The 18696-nt window shown below is 63.3% G+C and carries 20 protein-coding genes and 2 pseudogenes; 7 read left to right on the top strand and 15 right to left on the bottom strand.

Features of this window, described 5'->3' with window-relative positions; all coding sequences use genetic code 11:
* Position 1 precedes the first annotated feature (1 nt).
* Both GSQ89_RS24850 and GSQ89_RS24845 read right to left on the bottom strand, forming a co-directional pair.
* On the bottom strand, positions 2–1231 hold the full coding sequence (locus GSQ89_RS24850; protein WP_158930313.1) for an MFS transporter: 1230 nt from the start codon (positions 1229–1231) through the stop codon (positions 2–4).
* 100 nt (positions 1232–1331) lie between these two features.
* Complete coding sequence (locus GSQ89_RS24845) at positions 1332–2078, bottom strand: SDR family NAD(P)-dependent oxidoreductase (RefSeq protein WP_158930311.1); 747 nt, start codon at positions 2076–2078, stop codon at positions 1332–1334.
* 148 nt (positions 2079–2226) lie between these two features.
* On the opposite strand from GSQ89_RS24845, the gene GSQ89_RS24840 reads away from it, so the two are divergent.
* A complete protein-coding gene (locus tag GSQ89_RS24840) occupies positions 2227–3111 on the top strand; it encodes a LysR substrate-binding domain-containing protein (protein WP_158930309.1) in 885 nt (294 codons plus the stop codon).
* A 38-nt stretch (positions 3112–3149) separates the two neighbouring features.
* Here GSQ89_RS24840 and GSQ89_RS24835 read toward each other — a convergent pair whose 3' ends face one another.
* Together GSQ89_RS24835 and GSQ89_RS24830 are read right to left on the bottom strand one after the other, a co-directional pair.
* Positions 3150–3605, bottom strand: a complete 456-nt coding sequence (locus GSQ89_RS24835) for a GFA family protein (RefSeq protein ID WP_158930307.1) — start codon at positions 3603–3605, stop codon at positions 3150–3152.
* Between the two features lie 67 nt (positions 3606–3672).
* On the bottom strand, positions 3673–5835 hold the full coding sequence (locus GSQ89_RS24830; RefSeq protein ID WP_158930305.1) for a ComEC/Rec2 family competence protein: 2163 nt from the start codon (positions 5833–5835) through the stop codon (positions 3673–3675).
* Positions 5836–5914: 79 nt separating this feature from the next.
* Between GSQ89_RS24830 and gltX the strand changes: the two genes are divergently transcribed.
* From gltX to GSQ89_RS24805, 5 genes and pseudogenes are all read left to right on the top strand, one after another.
* Positions 5915–7312 carry a glutamate--tRNA ligase gene (gltX, locus tag GSQ89_RS24825; RefSeq protein WP_158930303.1) on the top strand — a complete coding sequence of 466 codons (1398 nt, stop codon included), beginning with the start codon at positions 5915–5917 and terminating at the stop codon, positions 7310–7312.
* Positions 7313–7414: 102 nt separating this feature from the next.
* On the top strand, positions 7415–7861 hold the full coding sequence (locus GSQ89_RS24820; protein ID WP_158930301.1) for a hypothetical protein: 447 nt from the start codon (positions 7415–7417) through the stop codon (positions 7859–7861).
* Positions 7862–7943: 82 nt separating this feature from the next.
* Positions 7944–8180, top strand: coding sequence for a type II toxin-antitoxin system RelE/ParE family toxin (locus tag GSQ89_RS24815; protein WP_158930299.1), 237 nt, complete (start codon positions 7944–7946; stop codon positions 8178–8180).
* Between the two features lie 53 nt (positions 8181–8233).
* Positions 8234–8554 carry a HigA family addiction module antitoxin gene (locus tag GSQ89_RS24810; protein ID WP_254073352.1) on the top strand — a complete coding sequence of 107 codons (321 nt, stop codon included), beginning with the start codon at positions 8234–8236 and terminating at the stop codon, positions 8552–8554.
* Positions 8555–8624: 70 nt separating this feature from the next.
* Positions 8625–8738: pseudogene (locus GSQ89_RS24805) on the top strand (type II toxin-antitoxin system RelE/ParE family toxin); the annotation flags it as partial.
* A 260-nt stretch (positions 8739–8998) separates the two neighbouring features.
* On the opposite strand, the gene GSQ89_RS24800 reads toward GSQ89_RS24805, so the two are convergent.
* The 7 genes from GSQ89_RS24800 to GSQ89_RS24770 form a co-directional block, all read right to left on the bottom strand.
* Complete coding sequence (locus GSQ89_RS24800; RefSeq protein ID WP_158930297.1) at positions 8999–9181, bottom strand: hypothetical protein; 183 nt, start codon at positions 9179–9181, stop codon at positions 8999–9001.
* Positions 9178–9447, bottom strand: coding sequence for a nucleotidyltransferase domain-containing protein (locus GSQ89_RS24795; RefSeq protein WP_254073351.1), 270 nt, complete (start codon positions 9445–9447; stop codon positions 9178–9180). Before GSQ89_RS24795 ends, GSQ89_RS24800 begins: the two co-directional genes overlap by 4 nt.
* Positions 9448–9541: 94 nt before the next feature.
* Positions 9542–10090, bottom strand: a complete 549-nt coding sequence (locus GSQ89_RS24790; RefSeq protein WP_158930293.1) for a tetratricopeptide repeat protein — start codon at positions 10088–10090, stop codon at positions 9542–9544.
* A gap of 10 nt (positions 10091–10100) precedes the next feature.
* Entirely contained in the window at positions 10101–11399 is a 1299-nt protein-coding gene (glcF, locus tag GSQ89_RS24785; RefSeq protein WP_158930291.1) for a glycolate oxidase subunit GlcF, read from the bottom strand.
* A 6-nt stretch (positions 11400–11405) separates the two neighbouring features.
* The gene (locus tag GSQ89_RS24780; protein ID WP_158930289.1) at positions 11406–11678 is read right to left on the bottom strand and encodes a hypothetical protein; all 273 of its coding nucleotides are present in this window, start codon (positions 11676–11678) and stop codon (positions 11406–11408) included.
* A 2-nt stretch (positions 11679–11680) separates the two neighbouring features.
* Positions 11681–12871 carry an FAD-binding protein gene (locus GSQ89_RS24775; RefSeq protein WP_158930287.1) on the bottom strand — a complete coding sequence of 397 codons (1191 nt, stop codon included), beginning with the start codon at positions 12869–12871 and terminating at the stop codon, positions 11681–11683.
* Positions 12868–14319: an FAD-linked oxidase C-terminal domain-containing protein gene (locus tag GSQ89_RS24770; protein WP_158930285.1), complete on the bottom strand. Its 1452-nt coding sequence runs from the start codon at positions 14317–14319 to the stop codon at positions 12868–12870. The genes GSQ89_RS24775 and GSQ89_RS24770 overlap by 4 nt, the downstream gene beginning before the upstream one ends.
* Before the next feature lie 239 nt (positions 14320–14558).
* Here GSQ89_RS24770 and GSQ89_RS24765 point away from each other — a divergent pair, with 239 nt between their 5' ends.
* Positions 14559–15407: a DUF2806 domain-containing protein gene (locus tag GSQ89_RS24765; protein WP_158930283.1), complete on the top strand. Its 849-nt coding sequence runs from the start codon at positions 14559–14561 to the stop codon at positions 15405–15407.
* Between the two features lie 315 nt (positions 15408–15722).
* Here GSQ89_RS24765 and GSQ89_RS24760 read toward each other — a convergent pair whose 3' ends face one another.
* The 4 genes and pseudogenes from GSQ89_RS24760 to GSQ89_RS24735 all read right to left on the bottom strand — a co-directional run.
* Positions 15723–16019 carry a MafI family immunity protein gene (locus GSQ89_RS24760; RefSeq protein ID WP_158930281.1) on the bottom strand — a complete coding sequence of 99 codons (297 nt, stop codon included), beginning with the start codon at positions 16017–16019 and terminating at the stop codon, positions 15723–15725.
* A gap of 941 nt (positions 16020–16960) precedes the next feature.
* On the bottom strand, positions 16961–17713 hold the full coding sequence (locus GSQ89_RS24745) for an enoyl-CoA hydratase-related protein (RefSeq protein WP_158930279.1): 753 nt from the start codon (positions 17711–17713) through the stop codon (positions 16961–16963).
* Positions 17710–18321, bottom strand: coding sequence for a 2-hydroxychromene-2-carboxylate isomerase (locus tag GSQ89_RS24740; RefSeq protein WP_158930277.1), 612 nt, complete (start codon positions 18319–18321; stop codon positions 17710–17712). Before GSQ89_RS24740 ends, GSQ89_RS24745 begins: the two co-directional genes overlap by 4 nt.
* Before the next feature lie 184 nt (positions 18322–18505).
* Positions 18506–18696, bottom strand: a pseudogene (locus tag GSQ89_RS24735) (hypothetical protein); the annotation flags it as partial.

Raw genomic sequence — 18696 nt, 5'->3', positions numbered from 1 at the left:
TTCAACCACCGTCACAAGCCGGCCGGACCCGCAGAGCGGCCGTCACAACCGCCAATCCCGCCGACGCTGCCCCCAACCCACAGACGCTCGGCCAGCCCCCGACCGACCACACCACACCGGTCAGCCACGCCATCACACCCGCGCCGCCGAATTTCCCGATCATGTAAATCGTCGCCAGGCGCGTCCGGATCTCCGGCCGCAGGCTGAATATCACCGTCCGGTTGGAGATATCCGCCGCCGTCGCTCCCAGGTCGAGCACGATCATGCCCACGACAATCCCCGCCACGCTGTGCCCGAACGCGGCCAGCACGCCCCAAGACAGCAGCACCGCCATCAACGCGGTCAACAGTGACCGGCGCGGCCCCCGGCGGTCGGCAAATCCGCCGACGAAGGGCGCGCAAACCGCCGCGGCGGCGCCAATCAGCGCCAACGCCCCGACACCGTCGCTGTGCCAGCCGAAGGCGGCGCTTTGCATATACAGCGTGATGCCGACCCAAAGCGTGGTGAACGACCCCGTCGCCAACGCCTGGCACAGCGCCGACCAGCGTGCCACCGGAACAGTCCGGAACACCTCGGCCAGACTGCGCATCAGCGCCGGATAGCGAACCGAGGAGACCGGTGGCTCACTCCGGACCGTGCGCCGAAGCGGCACCAGCAGAACCATCATGGCAATTGCGGCCAGCGCATAAACCGTTCGCCATCCGGCATGCAGGCCGATCACGCCGCTGACGCTGCGCGCCAACAACATGCCGACAATGACGCCTTGCGCCAGCAGGGCCGTGACGCGGCCTCGTTCTGCTGGCGGCGTCCGCAACGTCGCATATGGCGGCAACACATAAGAGGTGATGCCAAAGAACCCCACCAACAAGCTGAACACCAGAAACGTCGACCCATCAGGCGCCAGCGACATGCCCAGCAGCGAAACCGCCTGAATGATGATCGTAACGGTCAGCAACCGCCGAACCGGCATCACGTCGCCAAGCGGCAGCAGAAACGCGATCCCGACGGAAACCCCCAACTGGGTCAGCGCCGGGATCAGCCCGAGGGTGGATCCCGGCAAGTCCAGCGAACCGCCGATATCCACCAGCAAAGGCTGCGCATAATTGGCATTGGCCACCGCCAGCCCACAGGCAACCGCCAACATGCTGATACTCCGCCGCGACAGAGCATCCGCCGGTGCTGGCATGACACAGCCTTCAAGGCGCGCCGCGATGGCACGACGATGATCCATGGCAAAAACCTCCGAAGGCGAGCCAGTGTCCTGCCCAGACGCCTCCCTGCGGCGGACGTCTGGGGTCTGGCTGGCCGCTGAAAAACCAACAGCCGGCAACTCAGCCGGCGGACTTGCCGCCGTCCACGGACAGGATCTGCCCGGTGATGAAGCTGGCCTTTTCGGACGCCATGAACACGACGGCCTGGGCAACCTCCTCCGGCCGCCCGGCGCGCTTCATCGGCACGCCGCCGATCAGCCCGGCCTTCCGCTCGCTGGTTCCGGTAAAACGGTTCAGCATCGCCGTCTCCACCGGGCCCGGCGCCACGGCATTGACCCGCACGTTGGAACCCGCACCCTCCAGGGCCGCCGCCTTGGTCAGGCCCTCCACTGCGTGCTTGCTGGCAGTGTAGATCGACGCACCGGGCGCGCCCTTGTGGCCCATCGTCGATGACAGATTCACGATACTGCCCGAACCTTGGCGCTGCATGACGCGCATCTCATGCTTCATGCTCAGCACCGTGCCCAGGACATTCGTATCGAACACCGAACCATAGCTGTCGCCGGTCTGTTCGGCGACCGGTCCCGGCGTGCCCTCGGTGCCGGCATTGTTCACAGCGACGTCCAACCGGCCAAACCGAGCAACCGTCCGGTCCACCAAATCACGGACCTCGTCGTCCACCCGGACATCGGTTCGGATGAATTCAGCCTCAGCACCAAGCGCCCGCAACTCCGTGGCCAGCGCCTGCCCGACCTCCTCCCGGCGGCCGGAAACGACGACCTGCGCCCCTTCCTGGGCGAAGGCGATGGCGGTGGCGCGGCCGATACCGGTCAATGCGCCAGTAATCAGAACAACGGGTTTGCTCATAGTGTGGTCCTCCACGGTAAAGGCTTTCCCACCCCTGAAAGTATGGCTGCCAGAGAGGTGAAAGCCGCGTTGGTCCGTGAAATAGGCCTTGCCAGCGAGCATCGGAAAGACTTTGTAGGACTAAGACCCATACCTGACAGGCATCGCTATGGAGCTACGCCATCTCCGCTACTTCGTCGCCGTGGCCGAAGCAGGCAGCTTCACCCAGGCCGCCGAGAAACACCTGCACACGGCGCAGCCGTCACTCAGCCGCCAGATCCGCGACCTGGAGGACATGCTGAAAGTGCAACTGATGATCCGCGGTCCACGCGGCATGACCCTGACCCCCGCCGGCCTGGTATTCCTGGACCACGCCAAGGCCATCCTGATGCAGGTCGACAGCGCCATCGAAGCCGCACGCCGAGCCCACGCCCCGGCCAAAACCCGCTTCACCGTCGGCTTCCTGACCGGGCATGAAATCGTCTGGCTGCCCAAGGTCCTGCAAGCCCTCGGCGACACGCTGGAGAAAATCGAGCTCATCGTCCACAGCGCGTCATCCCCCGAACTGATCGAAGCACTGTTGCAAGAGCGAATGGATATCGCCTTTCTCCGTCCCGAAAGCCAGGCTCGGGCGTTGGCATTCCGGCCCCTGATCGAGGAGGAACTCTTCGCGCTGGTGCCCGCCGATCACCCGCTTGCCCGCAAGGCAAGCATTCGACGCTCGGACATCCGCGGCGAGCCATTCATCAGCTTCAACCCCGCATATTCACCCGCATTAAGACGGGTTATCGACGATTACCTCCGCGATGGCGGCATCGAACCCACCCCCATGCATGAAGCGGAGACCCTGCCGATGGTAATCTCCCTCATTCTGTCCAGCCGAGGCGTGACGTTCCTGCCGGCATATATGTCCCGATTGCTGCCGGCCTCGGTCGTCGGACGGCCGCTCGCCGGGAAGCCGCCCACGATCCCGCTCGCGCTTGGTTACAGGAAAAACGACCCCTCACCGCTCCTGGAAAATTTCTTATTGAAGGCAAACAATATTGCCGATTGAAATAACAAGCGCGCCGCTATCCATTTCACACGGACCACTCATGGACTGGCCGATATGTCCGGTCCGGTCCAAGCCAAGGTATCCGGCTGCGTCTCATACCGCGTCGCGTCCTCGGGGATGCGGACCCATGACTGCGCGCTGCGGGCCCAGAAATGAATGGTGGGTGACAGCCACGACGTATCGTCCAAGGTGCCCGGCTTGATGTTGCGGTTCGGATAAGCCGAACCACCAGGGACATGATAGAGCCGAGTCCCGCAGTCAGCGCAGAACCAGCATTCCATCGTTTTCACCGGACTGGTGCGCCGGAGAAACATCTTTGGCTTCCCTTTCGCAATACGAAAATGCTCTCCCGGAATTACCGCCGCCATCGCGAACGCCGCGCCCGACTGCCGCTGGCATTCGGTGCAGTGGCACGCATACACGACGGACGGCGGCCCGGATATTTCGTACCGGACCGACCCGCATTGGCACCCGCCGCCCTGGGGAAAGTTCATGACCGCTGGTCCTCTTATCGCCGCACATGTCCAGCCTATCGGCCATGCACGCCGACCGTCCACCTTCCTACTTGGCCTCAACAGAGGAAACCTCGGTATCGACCGCGGCCGGCGGCAAACTCACCGCTGGGGCACCTCCGCCACCAGACCGCGGCACCACGGGACGTGGCGCCCTTTTCGGCTTCGGCAACGGCTGCACCCACGGCCGATCCCCCCGCTCCGCGCGATCGGTCAGCACACGGGCGCCATCCTTATCCAGCCAGATCGCCGCGCTGCCGAACCGCCAGACCGTGAACCGATCGACCAGCCGCGGCCACGGCTTCGGACACAACCCCCGGGCCGGTTCAGCCGAGACGACGACCGACACCGCCCCGCACCCCACAGGATGCAGCGCCCCGCGCACCAGCATCGCCCCCGGCCGGTCGGCATAGGGCCGCAGCAGGCACACATCCGGCTGGCAGCTCAGCACCCCCGTCCCATCATCCGGAATCATCTGAAACGAACCGGCCGCCCAGTATTGCGCCCAGGCGTCGCGGGTGAATTTCGATCCCCCCGAGACCTGCTGCAAAAACGCCCCCTCCGGCGTCCGCACCGCGATCAGCCTGGCATCGGCGGACACCAGGATATCCGGCGGACGATCCGCCAGCGGCGACGCCAATCCCGCCACCATCAGCACGATCCCCGCCAGCCGCCGACGTGTCCGCCACAGCCCCAGCCAAGCCAACCCGACCGAGAACAGACACAGCCCCCACGCCGGAATATGCGGCACGATCACCATCGCATTCGGCAGCGCGGCGGTCGTACGGGCGACCCACACGATCGCCTGCGCCCCCCAACCCATCGGCACCAGCGCCAGTGCCTCCAGGTGCAGCGGCATCAGGAACAGTGCGATCAGTCCGGCCGGCATCACCCACATCGCCGTCAGCGGCACCGCGATCATGTTCGCCAGCACGAAGTATATCTGCACACGGCCGAAATGATAGGCGCCGAAAGGCGCGGACGCCGACCCGGCCAGCGCACTGGTCAGCGCCAGGGCCACCAGATGCGACCCGAAGCGCCTGGGCCAGCTTTTGCCATGCAACCGCCGCAGCCACGGACGCAGCGCCTCGTAACCGGAGATCAGCGCCAACACGGCTGAAAAACTCATCTGGAAGGACACATCCGGCACCTGCTGCGGCGAGATCAGCATCAGCACCGTCGCCGCCAGCCCCAGTCCGCGCAGCGAAAACGGCCGCCGGTCCGCCATCAGCGCGGCGGTGAACAGGCACGCCATCACGAAGCTGCGGATGATCGGCACGTGCATGCCGGTCAGCACCATGTAGGCCCCGCCCGCCGCCAGCGCACAGATCGCCGACAGTTTCTTGGTCGGCCAGAACAAACTGGCCCGCTCGCTCAACGCGAAGCCGAAGCGGGACAGCGCCAGGGCAAAACCCATCACGATACCAATATGCAGCCCCGCCACCGCCAGCAGATGCGCCAGCCCGGAGTCACGGAACGCCTGATGATCCGCCTCCGGGATCGCCATGGAGGCCCCGGTCAGCAACGTCGCCGACACCGCACCCGCCGCACCAGGGATGACCGCGACGACCCGCCGCGTGATGATTTCCCGCAGCCGCTGAATAAACCGCATCAGCCCCGAGGGAACCGCCTGCGCGGTACGCTCCGCCTTGCCCAACCCGTAACCCGACCCGCCCAGCCCGGCATAATAATCGTCGCGCTGCAGGTCCCATGCCCCCGGATAAGACGGCGCCGGCGGCGGCCGGACCAGCGCCCGGATCCGGACCGAATCACCGGTATCCAATTCGCTGTCGTCCTTCTTTTGCAGCCGCACCCGCAGCGAACGCCGCAGCGGTTCGGCCGCCCCATCCAGCCAGGCCGGCTGGATGGTGATCCGGCGCCCCTCCGGCAGCACCTCCACCGCCTGGATCGTTCCCGTGACGATGGTGGCATGGGTCGGCAAATCGACTTCGACCGGCGGCGCCCGAGCGGTGGCGAACTGCGCCGCGGTGAAGCCAAGCACGGCAGCGGCCAGCGGCCCGAACAGCCAGCGCACCCCCGGCACCCACACCGCGACCGCGACCGCCGGCGCCAGGATCGCCACGCCCAACCACCCGGACGGTTCGGTTCGCAGCCCGTAATACCCAAGCACGCCGGCGATCATGAACACCGGCAACCATACCGCCAGCCTCTCCCGCTCCGCGTCGAGCCAGGAGTCCAACGCGTCTTTCATGGCAGCGATCAGCCTCACGCGGAGCAGATTAACCGCGCAAACGTCTACAAAGAGTGAACGGCCGTGCTAGATCGTGCGCATGACCGTTCGCACCCGCTTCGCCCCCAGTCCCACCGGCCCGCTGCACATCGGCGGCGTCCGCACTGCCTTGTTCAACTACCTCTACAGTCGCCATCACGGCGGCGAATTCCTGCTGCGCATCGAGGACACCGACCGCGAGCGCAGCACCGACGAAGCCACCAAGGGCATCATCAACAGCCTGGACTGGCTGGGCCTGGAGCGCGACGAACAGACCGTCTTCCAATCCACCCGCATGGCCCGCCATGCCGAGGTGGCACGCCAGCTTCTGGCCGACGGCAAAGCCTACTACTGCTACTGTACCCCGGAAGAACTGGCCGCCGAACGCGAGCAGGCCCGCCTGGAAAAGCGCGTCTGGCGCTACGACGGACGCTGGCGCGACCGCGATCCGTCCGAAGCCCCCGCCGGAGTCACCCCGGTCATCCGCCTGAAAAGCCAGCGCGACGGCGACACGGTGCTGGAGGACCTGGTGCAAGGCACCGTCCGCGTCGCCAACGCCGAACTGGACGACATGATCATCCTGCGCGGCGACGGCTCGCCGATGTACAACCATTCGGTCGTGGTCGACGACCACGACATGGCGATCACCCACGTGATCCGCGGCGACGACCACCTGACCAACACATTTCGGCAAATCCAGGTCTATCGCGCGATGGGCTGGGACCTGCCGCACTTCGCCCATATCCCGCTGATCCACGGTCCGGACGGCAAGAAGCTGTCGAAGCGCCACGGCGCCCAGTTCGCCCTGGAATTCCGCGACAGCGGCTTCCTGCCGGAGGCGCTGTGCAACTACCTGATGCGCCTCGGCTGGTCGCATGGCGACCAGGAGGTTTTCAGCCGCGAGGAAGCCATCCGCCTGTTCGACATCGCCGACGTCAATCGCGGCGCCGCCCAGATGGACTACCTGAAACTGACCAACCTGAACGGCATCTACATCCGCGGCGCCGACGACGACCGCCTGACCAGGGACGTGCTGGAACGGTTGGCCCACCAGCACGACCTGTCCCTGGGCAGTCGCGCCGCCGAACGGATCCGCGCCCTGATGCCGGCCTTGAAGGAGCGAGCGAAGACACTCGTCGAACTCGCCAATTCAGCCGCCTTTCTCGCCCGCGTCGTGCCGTTGCCGATGGAACCCAAAGCCGCCGCCGCGCTGACCGCCGAAGCGCGCCTGATGCTGCGGTCTGTCGCCGGCGCCCTGGCCGAGACCGATTTTTCGGTCCCGACGATCGATGCCGCGCTGCGCGGTTTCGCCGAACGTGGTGGGCTGAAACTGGGCCAGGTCGCCCAGCCACTGCGCGCGGCCCTGACCGGCAGCACCGTCAGCCCCGGCATCGACGCCACCCTGGCCGCGTTGGGCCGAGAGGAAGCACTGGCCCGGATCGCCGCCGCCTCAACCTGACCCATGCGATCGAGTCAGGGCGTTAACGCTCCATAAAGGTCTTCGACATACGCTGCCCGCTTCCCAGTCCTGGAGAGACGGATGCGGTCGATCAACGAAAGAGTGGCCCTGGCGCTGCGTCCGGCCATCGTCGTGGCCGTGTGTGTGCTGGTCGCGGTCATAGCCGTCAACACCATCACCCAACTGGCGCGGACCACGCCCCACGTGGGGGATATCCTCGTTTTCGCGCCCTCGGCGGTCGTGCCCGTCGGCGACGACGACACCCGTCTGCTCGTGCATCGGCAGGACCAGTTCGGCTGCGTTCTCGACCTGAACGTTCTCCGCCGCTCCGGCGGCAGCCTGGTTATCGAAACCGAGATCGGCGGCAACACGAAAAACTTCCGCGTGCATTGGGCAGGCGACCGCACCAGCGGCGACACTGGCAATTGCGGCGCCGACGCCAACCTGGTCATCGATCACCGCGATCTGAGTATTCTGGCACTGGCCGCTGGCGACTACGGTATCAGCCACAAGCGCATACCGGCGTTCGCCGACGACATCAGCAACTGATCTGGTGTGCTGATTGTGGTTCACACCAAGACCCTGCGATGACAGGCCTTGAAGTCCATCCGATATGTGATACGTACCACATATGATCCGGTCGTTTGCTGACAAACGCACCGCGGCGGTTTGGGGTGACCAGATGCCAAAAGGCTTCCCGAGCGATCTGGCCAAGGCATCACGTCGTAAGCTTCGCATGCTGGCGGCGGCGACTAGGCTGGACGAGTTGCGAACGCCGCCGGCCAATCGTCTTGAAGCGCTGGTTGGCAATCGTGCCGGACAGTACAGCATCCGAATCAACGATCAGTGGCGGCTGTGCTTCGTCTGACGCGATGGCGACGCGTACGATGTTGAAGTCGCTGACTACCACAGGGGATAATGATGGCCATTGGCATTGACGACGTAGCTGGGATGGATTTCTCGGACGTGGCTGGCACCGAGCGTATCGGACCAGTGACACCGGGTGAGGTGCTGCGTGAGGAGTTCATGGTGCCCCTTGGCCTGTCCGGACGTGCCCTGGCTCGCGAACTTGGCGTCCCATCGAACCGCATCACCGAGATCGTCGCGGGCGCCCGCGCCATCTCCGCCGAGACCGCGATCATGCTAGGCGAGCGGTTTGGCACATCAGCCGAATTCTGGCTGAGCCTGCAGATGATGCACGATCTGGAGGAGGCGCGCCGGCACATGCGCCGGGCCGCGTGAGTGCGTGCAACGGAGCTAATGCAGAGGCCGGAACGGCGTCCGCGGACGAGGCCATGTCGCTCATCAGCCTGGCGACCGAGCCGGACAGCACAGCATCCGCATCAACGATCAATGGCGGCTATGCTTCATCTGGCGAGATGGCGAAGCATACGATGTTGAGATTGTGGACTACCACAGTGGTTGATGATGGCCATTCGTACTGAGGTCGCGGCGAAATTGGATTTTTTCGAATGCATGCCTCGACGTACGATTGTCCGGTGCCATGTGGCATGAAGTAGCCAATGACCGCTGACACCCCTATCTGATCCCATCGACAAGTAGACATCGGTGCGTCTCGTATGCGGTGCCAGGAAACAGATGCTCGCATTCGTCGATAGAACCGATAAGAGTTATTCCAGACAAGTTTCACTTTAACACGGCACCACGATTGTCGAGGCTTGGCTCTCAACTTGATCCGACAAGAATCGCGATTGTCTTCACCAACTGCGAGGCCTCCTCAATCGCCCGCTCAGCTTCGGTCACAGAAACCGTCGCCCCCTGTTCATAGTCCGCGGCATTTTTTAACTCATAACGCCAACCGAGTAGCGATACCTGTCCCCGGCTGATATGGGGTTCGGCATCGCTCAAAGATCGAGGCCTTCGCGCTGAATCTCCCGCATCAGCGGCAAAGGTTCACTGTAAGCGCCAGCTCGAAACGGCTTGGCCGAGATAACCGCACCAGTATCCATCAGAATGCCCGCACCAAGGTCAGCCAGACGGACCACCTCGTCAAACCAGCGATCAGGCTCGTGAATAAACACAGCGATGTCGTAATCGGAATCAGGCCGAAAGTCCCCGCGCGCGCGTGAGCCGAACAACACCGCGCGCTCCAGCCGGTCACCATAACTGTCCATCAGTGCCGCCCGAAAACGGCTTAGGATTGGGTCGCTGGAAATCTGATTGCCCATCTCACACCATGGGCCACCATAGCACGTCATCTGTAGCGGATCACGTCTCTTCCCCAACCGCCTTCCGCTTCAACACCCGCAGCCGCTCCGCGCCCCCGCGCGTCTTCGGATCCAATTCCATCACCTTCTGCCAGGCGGCATAAGCGCCCTTCCAATCCTCCCTGGCCTCGGCGATATCGGTCAACGTGCGGAACGCCGCGAAGTCCCGCGGCTCCAGTTTGACCGTCTCCTCCAGGTCGTGGATCGCGCCGTTGACGTCACCGGCGTGATAGCGCGCCAACGCCCGCCGATGCCACGCCTCGGCGACATCCGGCTGCAATGTGATGGCGTCGGAGAACGAATCGATCGCCTCATCGTCCTCACCCGCCTGCATCGTCCGCAGCCCCCGGCTCATCAACAAGGTCACCGCGGGGGACCCCGACCGCAGCCAGTTTTGTTCCAATTCGGATTCCAACCCGGTCGCGGCCCGCTCATCCGGCGCGACTTTCAGCGCATCGAGCAGCCGATCGGTGGCAGCACGTTTCTCCGCCGGCGACTGGGCGTGGGCAGCCACGCAAAAACCGAACAACAACACCAACAGGGTTCGCAAAACCACCATCTCAGTTCGGAACCCCAGGAGGCCGAGGCCCGCCCGCCATCCAGTCCAATAGCTCAACGGTGTGCACCACCGGCACCGAGTCACCCGCCAGTTGAGTAATGCAACCGATATTGCCGGCAGCGATCAGGTCCGGCCTGGTCGCCTTCAAATTCCCCAGTTTCCGGTCCCGCAGGCGCCCGGCAATCTCCGGCTGCAACAGGTTGTAGGTGCCGGCCGACCCGCAGCAGATATGCGGCTCCCGCGGTTCGACCACCCGGAAACCCGCTCGGGATAACAGCGCCTTGGGCTCCGCCGTCACCTGCTGGCCATGCTGCAAACTGCATGCAGAATGATACGCGACGGTCAGACCCGAAGCCTCACGCGTCGGCGCATAGCCGAAACGCGACAAGAACTGAGTCACATCCAGCGTCAGGCCGGCGATCTTCTCCGCCTTTTCCCGCCATGGTTCCGGTTCCGAACGGAACATGAAGCCGTAATCCTTCACCGTGGTCCCGCAGCCGGAAGCATTGATGACGATTGCGTCCAGTCCCTCTTCATCCGACCACGCCTCGATATTGGCACGCGCCAGCGCCATCGCCCGGTCATGCTGGCCGATGTGGTGATTGAGCGCCCCGCAGCAACCAGCCCCCCTCGCAACGACAACCTCGACGCCCAATCGTGTCAGCAACCGGATGGTCGCCTCGTTGATGCGCGGCATCAGCACCTGCTGCGCGCACCCAGTCATCAGCGCGACCCGAGCCTTCCGCTCCCCCACGGCGGGGTAAACCCGAGGCGTCTCGACCGAACTCGGCGACGGCACCGCCGCCGGCGCCAACGCCAGCATCGCGCGCATCCGCTGCGCCATCATCGACCGCCCGGGGATCAGCCGCCCAAGCGGACGCACCAGCCGGGCCCCCACCAGCGCCATGCGGAACAGCCCGGGTCGAGGCAACAGGACCCCCAGCAGCGACCGCAGCCACCGCTCGGGCCACGGACGGCGATAGGTTTGCTCGATGTAGGTCCGCGCGTGATCGACCAGGTGCATGTAGTTCACACCCGATGGGCACGTCGTCATGCAGGACAGGCAGGACAGGCAACGATCGATGTGAAGCACCACCTCCTCGGTGGCGGGACGACCGGTCTCCAGCATGTCCTTGATCAGGTAGATGCGGCCCCGCGGGCTGTCGAGTTCGTCGCCCAGCAACAGAAACGTCGGGCACGTCGCGGTGCACATCCCGCAATGCACGCAAGTCCGCAGCACGCTGTTGGACGACGCGGTATCCGGATCGCGAAGCTGTTCGGCGGTGAAATTGGTCTGCATCGCCCGCTACCCCAGTGGTTTTCTGGGCGGCAGCATCCGCTGCTGACGCATCGTGATAGTCAGATTGATAACCGCAATCAGCAAGAAAGCCAGGGAAAGCCAGGGGTTGAGCCTGTTATAAAGCGCAACCAGCAGGACCATCACCAAGCAGAACAATACCATCATGAATTGAACGGTCGGGATGGGGTTCGCCCGCCGCAACTGCACAAGCTGATAGCCCGACAGCCAGCAATTCCCCAACAGAAGGAAATTGGTGATCCAGGCGGGAACGAAAATCATGGTCAAAGCCCCACATACAGTCGGCCCGGGTTGAGAATACCAGCCGGATCCATCGCCGCCTTCACCTCCCGCGTTATGCGCGCCAGGGCAGCGGGTTCGTCCGGCACCACCCGCACGGCACCACGCAGCACCTCCGGTGCCCGCAGCAGCGTCCACGTCCCCCCGGCCGCCCGAGCCGCCGTTTCAACCGCTGCATGGGTCGCGATGTCCGCCGGTCCGGCCAGCCACACCAGGCCGCCGCCCCAGTCCAGAAAGTGCGCCAGCCCCAGCGGCCGCAGCGCGTTCAGAATGGACGGCCCCGACGACGGGCGGACAGAAACGCGCCAGACGGCGTCTTCCTCCCGCGCCGCCAACGGCCGGGCGTCGCGAACATCCCTCCAAACCGCCCTGGACAGCTCGGTATCGAACAGAACCGCATCCGCCAAAGCGAACTGCTCCTTCAGCCGGCCGATACGATAGACGACCGATTCCGCGAAATCCTCGATACGGATCAACGTGGCCGAACCGCCGATACCGGCGAGTCCCGGCACACGCGCCACCGCCTCAGCCGGCAGCCAGGCGGCACCGGACACACCGAAAGGCGAGCCCAATGCCGCCGAAAGTGCCGTAACGGCGGCAGCTTCATCCAGACCGGGCAGCACCAGCGTGCCGGTCGCTTCCGGCGCGGGCAGCACTTTCAAGGTGATTTCCGTAATGACCCCCAGCGTGCCGTGGCTGCCCGTCAACAGCTTGCACAGATCGAGGCCAGTAACATTTTTCAGCACCCGCCCGCCCGATCGGATAATTTCCGCCCGGCCCGTCACCGCCCGGATTCCCATGACGTGGTCCCGCATCGCCCCCCAGGCGACACGGCGCGGACCGGACAGATTGGTCGCGACCACGCCGCCCAGCGTCTGCGGTCTGCCGGTTTCGCCCAGCAGCGCCGACAGGTCGGGCGGTTCGGCGATCAGGTGCTGACCAGCCGCGGCGACGGCATTTTCGATCTCCGTCAGCGGCGTGCCGGCCCGGGCGGACAGGATCAATTCCTTCGGCGCATACAAATTGATACCCGACAGGCCGGCGGTTGACAGGGTCCGCCCAGCCTGCACCGGCCGCAGCATCCCGGCCTTGGTGCCGTTGCCCTGGATCAGCAGCGGTTCGCGCGTACGGACAGCCTCCACGACGGTCGCGACAATCGAGTCCTCGGTGATCATGCGGCCTGCGGTAAAACGGCGACTTCGGGTTCCAGCAGCGGGAAGACCTTGCTGGGATTCAACAGCCAATCAGGATCGAAAGCGGATTTCAGCCGGCGTTGCTGCTGCAGTTCGTGGGCATGAAACTGCACCGGCATCAAGTCGCGCTTTTCAACGCCGACGCCATGCTCGCCCGTCAGGCAGCCACCGACTTCGACACACAGTTTCAGGATGTCGGCGCCGAATTCCTCGGCTGCGTGGAAGCTGTCGGCATCGTTGGCATCGAACATGATCAGCGGATGCAGGTTGCCGTCCCCAGCATGGAAGATGTTCGCGACTTTCAGGCCATAGCTGTCCGACATCTCCTGAATACGACGCAGGACATGCGGCAATTGGCTCGTCGGGATCGTCCCATCCATGCACAGATAGTCCGGACTGATCCGCCCGACCGCGCCGAACGCGCCCTTGCGGCCCTTCCAGATCGCCAGCGATTCCTCCGCGGATTGCGAGACCTTCAGGCTGATCGGATCGAATTTCCGGCAGATATCGGACAGTTGGCCCAGCAACCGGTCCTGCTCCTCGGCGCTGCCCTCGACCTCGATGATCAGCATCGCCTCGGCATCGAGCGGGTAGCCGGCGTGGGCAAAAGCCTCGCAGGCATGGATGGCCGGCCGGTCCATGAATTCCAGCGCCACCGGTATGATGCCGGAGGAGATAATGGCATCCACCGCGGCGCCGGCGACCTCGTTGCTGCCGAACGCGGCCAGCATGGCGCGCGCACCTTCCGGCCCGCGCAATATCCGGACGGTGACCTCCGTCACCACGACCAGCATACCCTCGCTGCCAGTCAGCAGACCCAGCCAGTCATAACCGGCGGCATCCAGGTGGGCACCGCCGATATCCAGGATTTCGCCCTCGATGGTAACCACCTTGAGGCCAAGCAGATTGTTGGCGGTGACCCCGTATTTGAGGCAGTGCGCGCCGCCCGAGTTCATATTGACGTTGCCGCCGATCATGCAGGCAAGCTGGCTGGACGGGTCCGGAGCATAGAAAAACCCATCGGCGGAGACGGCGTTGGTGATTCCGATATTGGTGACCCCCGCCTGCACGACAGCGCAACGGTCGGGGTAATTGATGTCAAGAATCCGGTTCATCCGCATCATGCCAACGACAACGGCATCGGCGAGCGGCAAGGCACCGCCGGACAGCGACGTCCCGGCGCCGCGCGGGACCACACGGACGCCGTTCTGATGGCAGTATTTCAACACGGCGGCCGTCTGCTCGGTGGTCTCGGGCAGGGCCACAGCCAGCGGAGGCTGACGGTAAGCGGACAGGCCATCGGTCTCATACGGTTTCAGCAGGCGGGGTTCGGCGATAAGGCCGGATTCCGGCAACAGGGCGCGCAGGCCGGCGACGATAGCGTCACGTCGGTCCATGATGTCGGGCTTTGGGTCGGGCTGGCGGATCATCGTGTGGTGCCTCTGTCGGCGAGTTCTAGGGGATTATATAGCGGTCGTGCATTCACCCGCACAGGGCATTTCCAGACTGACCCGGACACAGAGGCTTCGAACGGGTGCATCTGTGATGCATCGCACTCTTTTTTCTGTGGAGGGAGTGCCCGGCTACCAACCGACGATGTCGTGGTTGCTCAGACTCGAACCCATAGAATATGAAAGAAAATTCACCTCCGTATCGGAGTTGGGGTCCCGTGGACGAGCCGGAGATCGAAGAGGGCAGTCTCACAGCAATACTGCATGGTTTCGCGGCGAAACTCGCGACCACGGCGCATGCTGTCCGCGCTATTTGCCGCCTCATCTTTGGGGCGGTGGACGTGCCGACCGCCTGGCTGGAGAGTCAAGCCAAACGCATTCGGGTTGATGAAGAGGCTCGGTCAAAGGTCATACGTGCCGTGGCCCAGTCTTCGGCCAATGAGGCTGCAAAGGACGTGCAGATCGTCAACCGAGGTATAGATAGATGGGCGCGCGAACTGAGCAGAAAGCAAGAAAATCGCGAGGCGGTTGCGACAAAGGTGGTTAGTTTATTGCTGGACATCCCGCCGTCACCGGATGTTGACGAAGGGCCATCAGAAGACTTCATGAATATCTTCGAGGAGATGGCTGAAAAAGCCTCCTCCGGGAGCCTGCGTGATCTGCTCGCAAGAGTGCTAGCAGGAGAGATTCGAAAACCAGGGAATTTCTCGCTGCGCACATTACATTTTATGTCCACTATCGACCAGCCACTGGCCGCCGCTATACAGCGTGCGAGAGCCTGGGTTGTATGGGACATGATCCCGTTCGTCCCACCTCTCAACAAGAACCCCGACTATCAGGTCATTTTCGCGCTACAGGAAGCCGGCATTGTCGAGGTCGGCCTTGAACACAAAGCGATCTTTCGCACTGACGGTGCCTATCTCCTGCCGTTTACAGGAACAAGTATCGGCCTTTTGTTGAGCGGGACCGGCCGACGCGGAGTTCTGATTCCAAACAGCTCAACTGACCACAGTTGGCAGGCAAGCGATAGGACTATTCCTGGCAGATCCCGATATCGGATTTTATAAGCTCCTGGCTCAGGATATCGTCGATGATACTTACGCTCCGCTTCTCAAGTGGGGCGATTTTAGGCCTAAGCGCGACCTCAAACCAGTCAAACGAGTCGCGATCGTTGAGCTTGTATTGGCTTCCCCCGACCGTCTTGAAGTTCGCTGCGAACTTTGGGCATCGAGTGATCCACCAGCAGCCGAATCGTAAGCCCGATTCAGTTACGGTACCTCATGCGGTCGTTGCGAAGTACCCTTGACGTCCGCGAGTTGCACACCTGCGGATTAGTGATACTTAACACCGAAAATTGGGACAACGCGACCTAAACGACACACTCATGGTCGACCGACTTGCCGTTCATGCGTGCTGTGCAACGCATGAATGAACTGTTCCTCCCGGAGTTCCATAACCTCGGCAAGACTGTCGATTTCTCGCAGAGCACCATCACCGATCGGCTGCTGCCCCTCGACCAATATCCAGGACAAGGTATCCAGGGCAAGACCGTACTCTCCGGCGGACAGGAACCGGTCAACCTCGGCTCGTTCGGAATCGTCCATTTCCCCGCCCAAAGTGCTGAGAAGGTTCGCGATACGGGTCGCAACCTGTGTATCCTGTCCTGCCATATCTGCCATCGGAAACTCCGGCCACCGATCAGGTGGGAAATCCAGTTACTATGTAGCGATCCGCAAGGTCGAGAACGACCGTGACGCTCACGGAGCGCCGCATGCCGATCAATATAGCACGTCCTCCCCGCCCCTTGCATCCAGGTCGATGCGGGATCGTTGGCGACGTCCTCTATCGCGGCGACGATGGCGTCATCCGACCAGGACGGAGGGAATTCACTTTTCCCCCTGTTCGCCCCAAACCGGTGACCACCGCCCCTGATATCACCGATCAAGATATGGATGCGCGCCGACGCGGAGACCCTGAATTGGCTCATCAGCGAGCCACATATGTTTTGGCAGGCAAAGCCGATCTCCAATCCGATGCCAGCGGGCAGAGCGCCGGCTGGCCACATGGATGATAGCCCCCAATCGCTAACCGATGCTTAACGGGCCGACGCAAGTTCCTATCACGGTCGTCTTAGGACATGTCTGGACCCCGGCGCCGCCGCAACCTCGACACCGTCTACTCCGCCGACTCAGGCGCCAGCGCCATCCGAACCGAACCGAACCGAACCGAACCGAACTGGAGGCAGCCGGCCAGCCCATCGGATCAAACGACCTGCTGATTTCCGCGCACGCCCATGCATTAGGCGCGACGGTGGCAACTGCGAACGCTGATGAATTCCAACGCATCCGCGGGCTGAACGTGGAGAATTGGCTGGCATAGCCCAATGTCCGACACCAACCGCCATTGAGGCCGACTCTTGACCAGCGGATGGCGAACAGGCCGCAATTCGTCATGGCCCGGCGTCAGTCCGGCCATCCGCCCCAGTAAGGTGCCGGATCAGTTCGCTGGCCCAAGACCAAGCTGATGTGTCATCGCCAACGGCCACTGATACAGCACCGGCTAAAATAATCCATGCATCATGCCAATCCTACACCGCAACAGACCCCACCTCGCCATCAGCCTACGATTTTCGTTTCAGAAACGCGTCCATCAAACCTTTCGCCTCATCCGAACCATGCGCCGCCGCGACCGCTCGGATTCCCTGCTGGACCGCATCCGCGATCGACATCCGTTCCCAATCCCGCACCAATTCCTTTTGCGCTCGTATCGCATTGGGACCAGCCTTCAGGATCGCGGCGACCCAGTCCTCGACCGCCTCGTCCAACCCCTCCGGCGATGCCACCCGCTCCACCAGGTGACACGCCATGGCCTCCGCGCAATCGATATGCCGGCCGGTGAACACAAGTTCCCGTGTTTTACCCCAACCGATCAATTGCGGCAGCAAACACGCCTCCATGCCCGACGGCAAACCGAACAGGACCTCCGGCATGCCAAACCGAGCGGTGTCCGCCGCGGCGCGCATGTCGCAGGACGCCGCGATTTCCAGCCCCGCCCCCAGGCACCAGCCGTTGACACGAGCAATCACCGGTACCGGCGCGCGGCGAATGGCTTCGCAAACGCGATGGGTAAGCGTCGGCCCCTCCGACGCCGCATGCCGCACAAACCCCGGCATCTCCTTCAAATTAGCCCCGCCAATGAAGGATTTGTCACCCGCGCCCGTCAGGATGACGACACGCAGGCCGGCGACGGCGGAGACGTGCTCGATCGCCTCCGCCAGTTCCCGCTTACCGGCGTTGCCCAGGGCATTGCGCTGCCCCGGATTGTTGACCATTACCGTCGCAACAAGCCGGCCGTCGACAACCGTTTCGATCATTGACGACGGCGCAGCACCGCATCCTTGATCAGCGGCATGCGGTCGTTGCCGAAATACATGTCGTCGCCACCAACGAAGATCGTGGGCGAGCCGAAGCTGCCGCGGTCGATCGCTTCCTGCGTGTTGGTGCGCAACGTGTCCTTCACCGGCTGCTGTTCGATGGCCGCGAACAGCTTTTCGGAATCGATGCCCAGCGCGTCGCAAATCCCCGCCAGCACCGGCGCTTTCGAGATATCCTGGTCATCCGTCCAATAAGCCTTGAACGCCGCACGAGCGAACGGAACCAGCTTGTCCTCGCCTTCCAGAACGATACAGGCCCGCATGGCTTTCACGCTGTTCACAGGAAAGACGGTGGGCCGATAATGGATCGGCAGGCCCAGATAACGCGCCCAATCCTGCTGGTCTTTCTTGCCATAAGCCTTCTTGGCCGGCACGGGCGCGTCGCGAGAATTATAGACACTCTGGTTGACAGCATTGAAGACGCCGCCGACCAGAAACGGCCGCCATTGGATCGTTACGCCAATCTCCTCCTGCATCCGCAGCAGAGACTCAAATGCGAAATACGTCCAAGGGCTGGAGCAGTCGAAGAAACATTCAATTTCGGCCATGTCTTGGAAGTCCTGTCACTGGTTTCTATTCGTCACGGCCGGGCAAAATCCCGGCCACCTAACCCGCCCGCACCGGCCGAGCCCATCAATCCCGCCGGCACCGGCCGAGCCCACCACCCTCGCCGTCATGGCCGGGCGAAGTCCCGGCCATCCACGCACGAATCGCACAAACAGCCCGGCCAATCTAACCCGCCGGCACAGGCCGAGCCCGCTGATTATACATGATCTTCGCTCGGCGTTCCTGTTCCTCCGGCGACAGTTTCGATGCGTCCTCGGACAGGTTCGCACCGACGGCCATGCCACGCTGCACCGCGGGTCTGGCGGCCAGTTCTTCCTGCCACCGCTTCACGTATTTGAACTCTTCAATGTCCTGGC

The organism is Acidisphaera sp. S103 (assembly GCF_009765975.1).
Lineage (GTDB): Bacteria > Pseudomonadota > Alphaproteobacteria > Acetobacterales > Acetobacteraceae > Rhodopila.
This window is presented reverse-complemented; position numbering and strand designations above follow the sequence as displayed.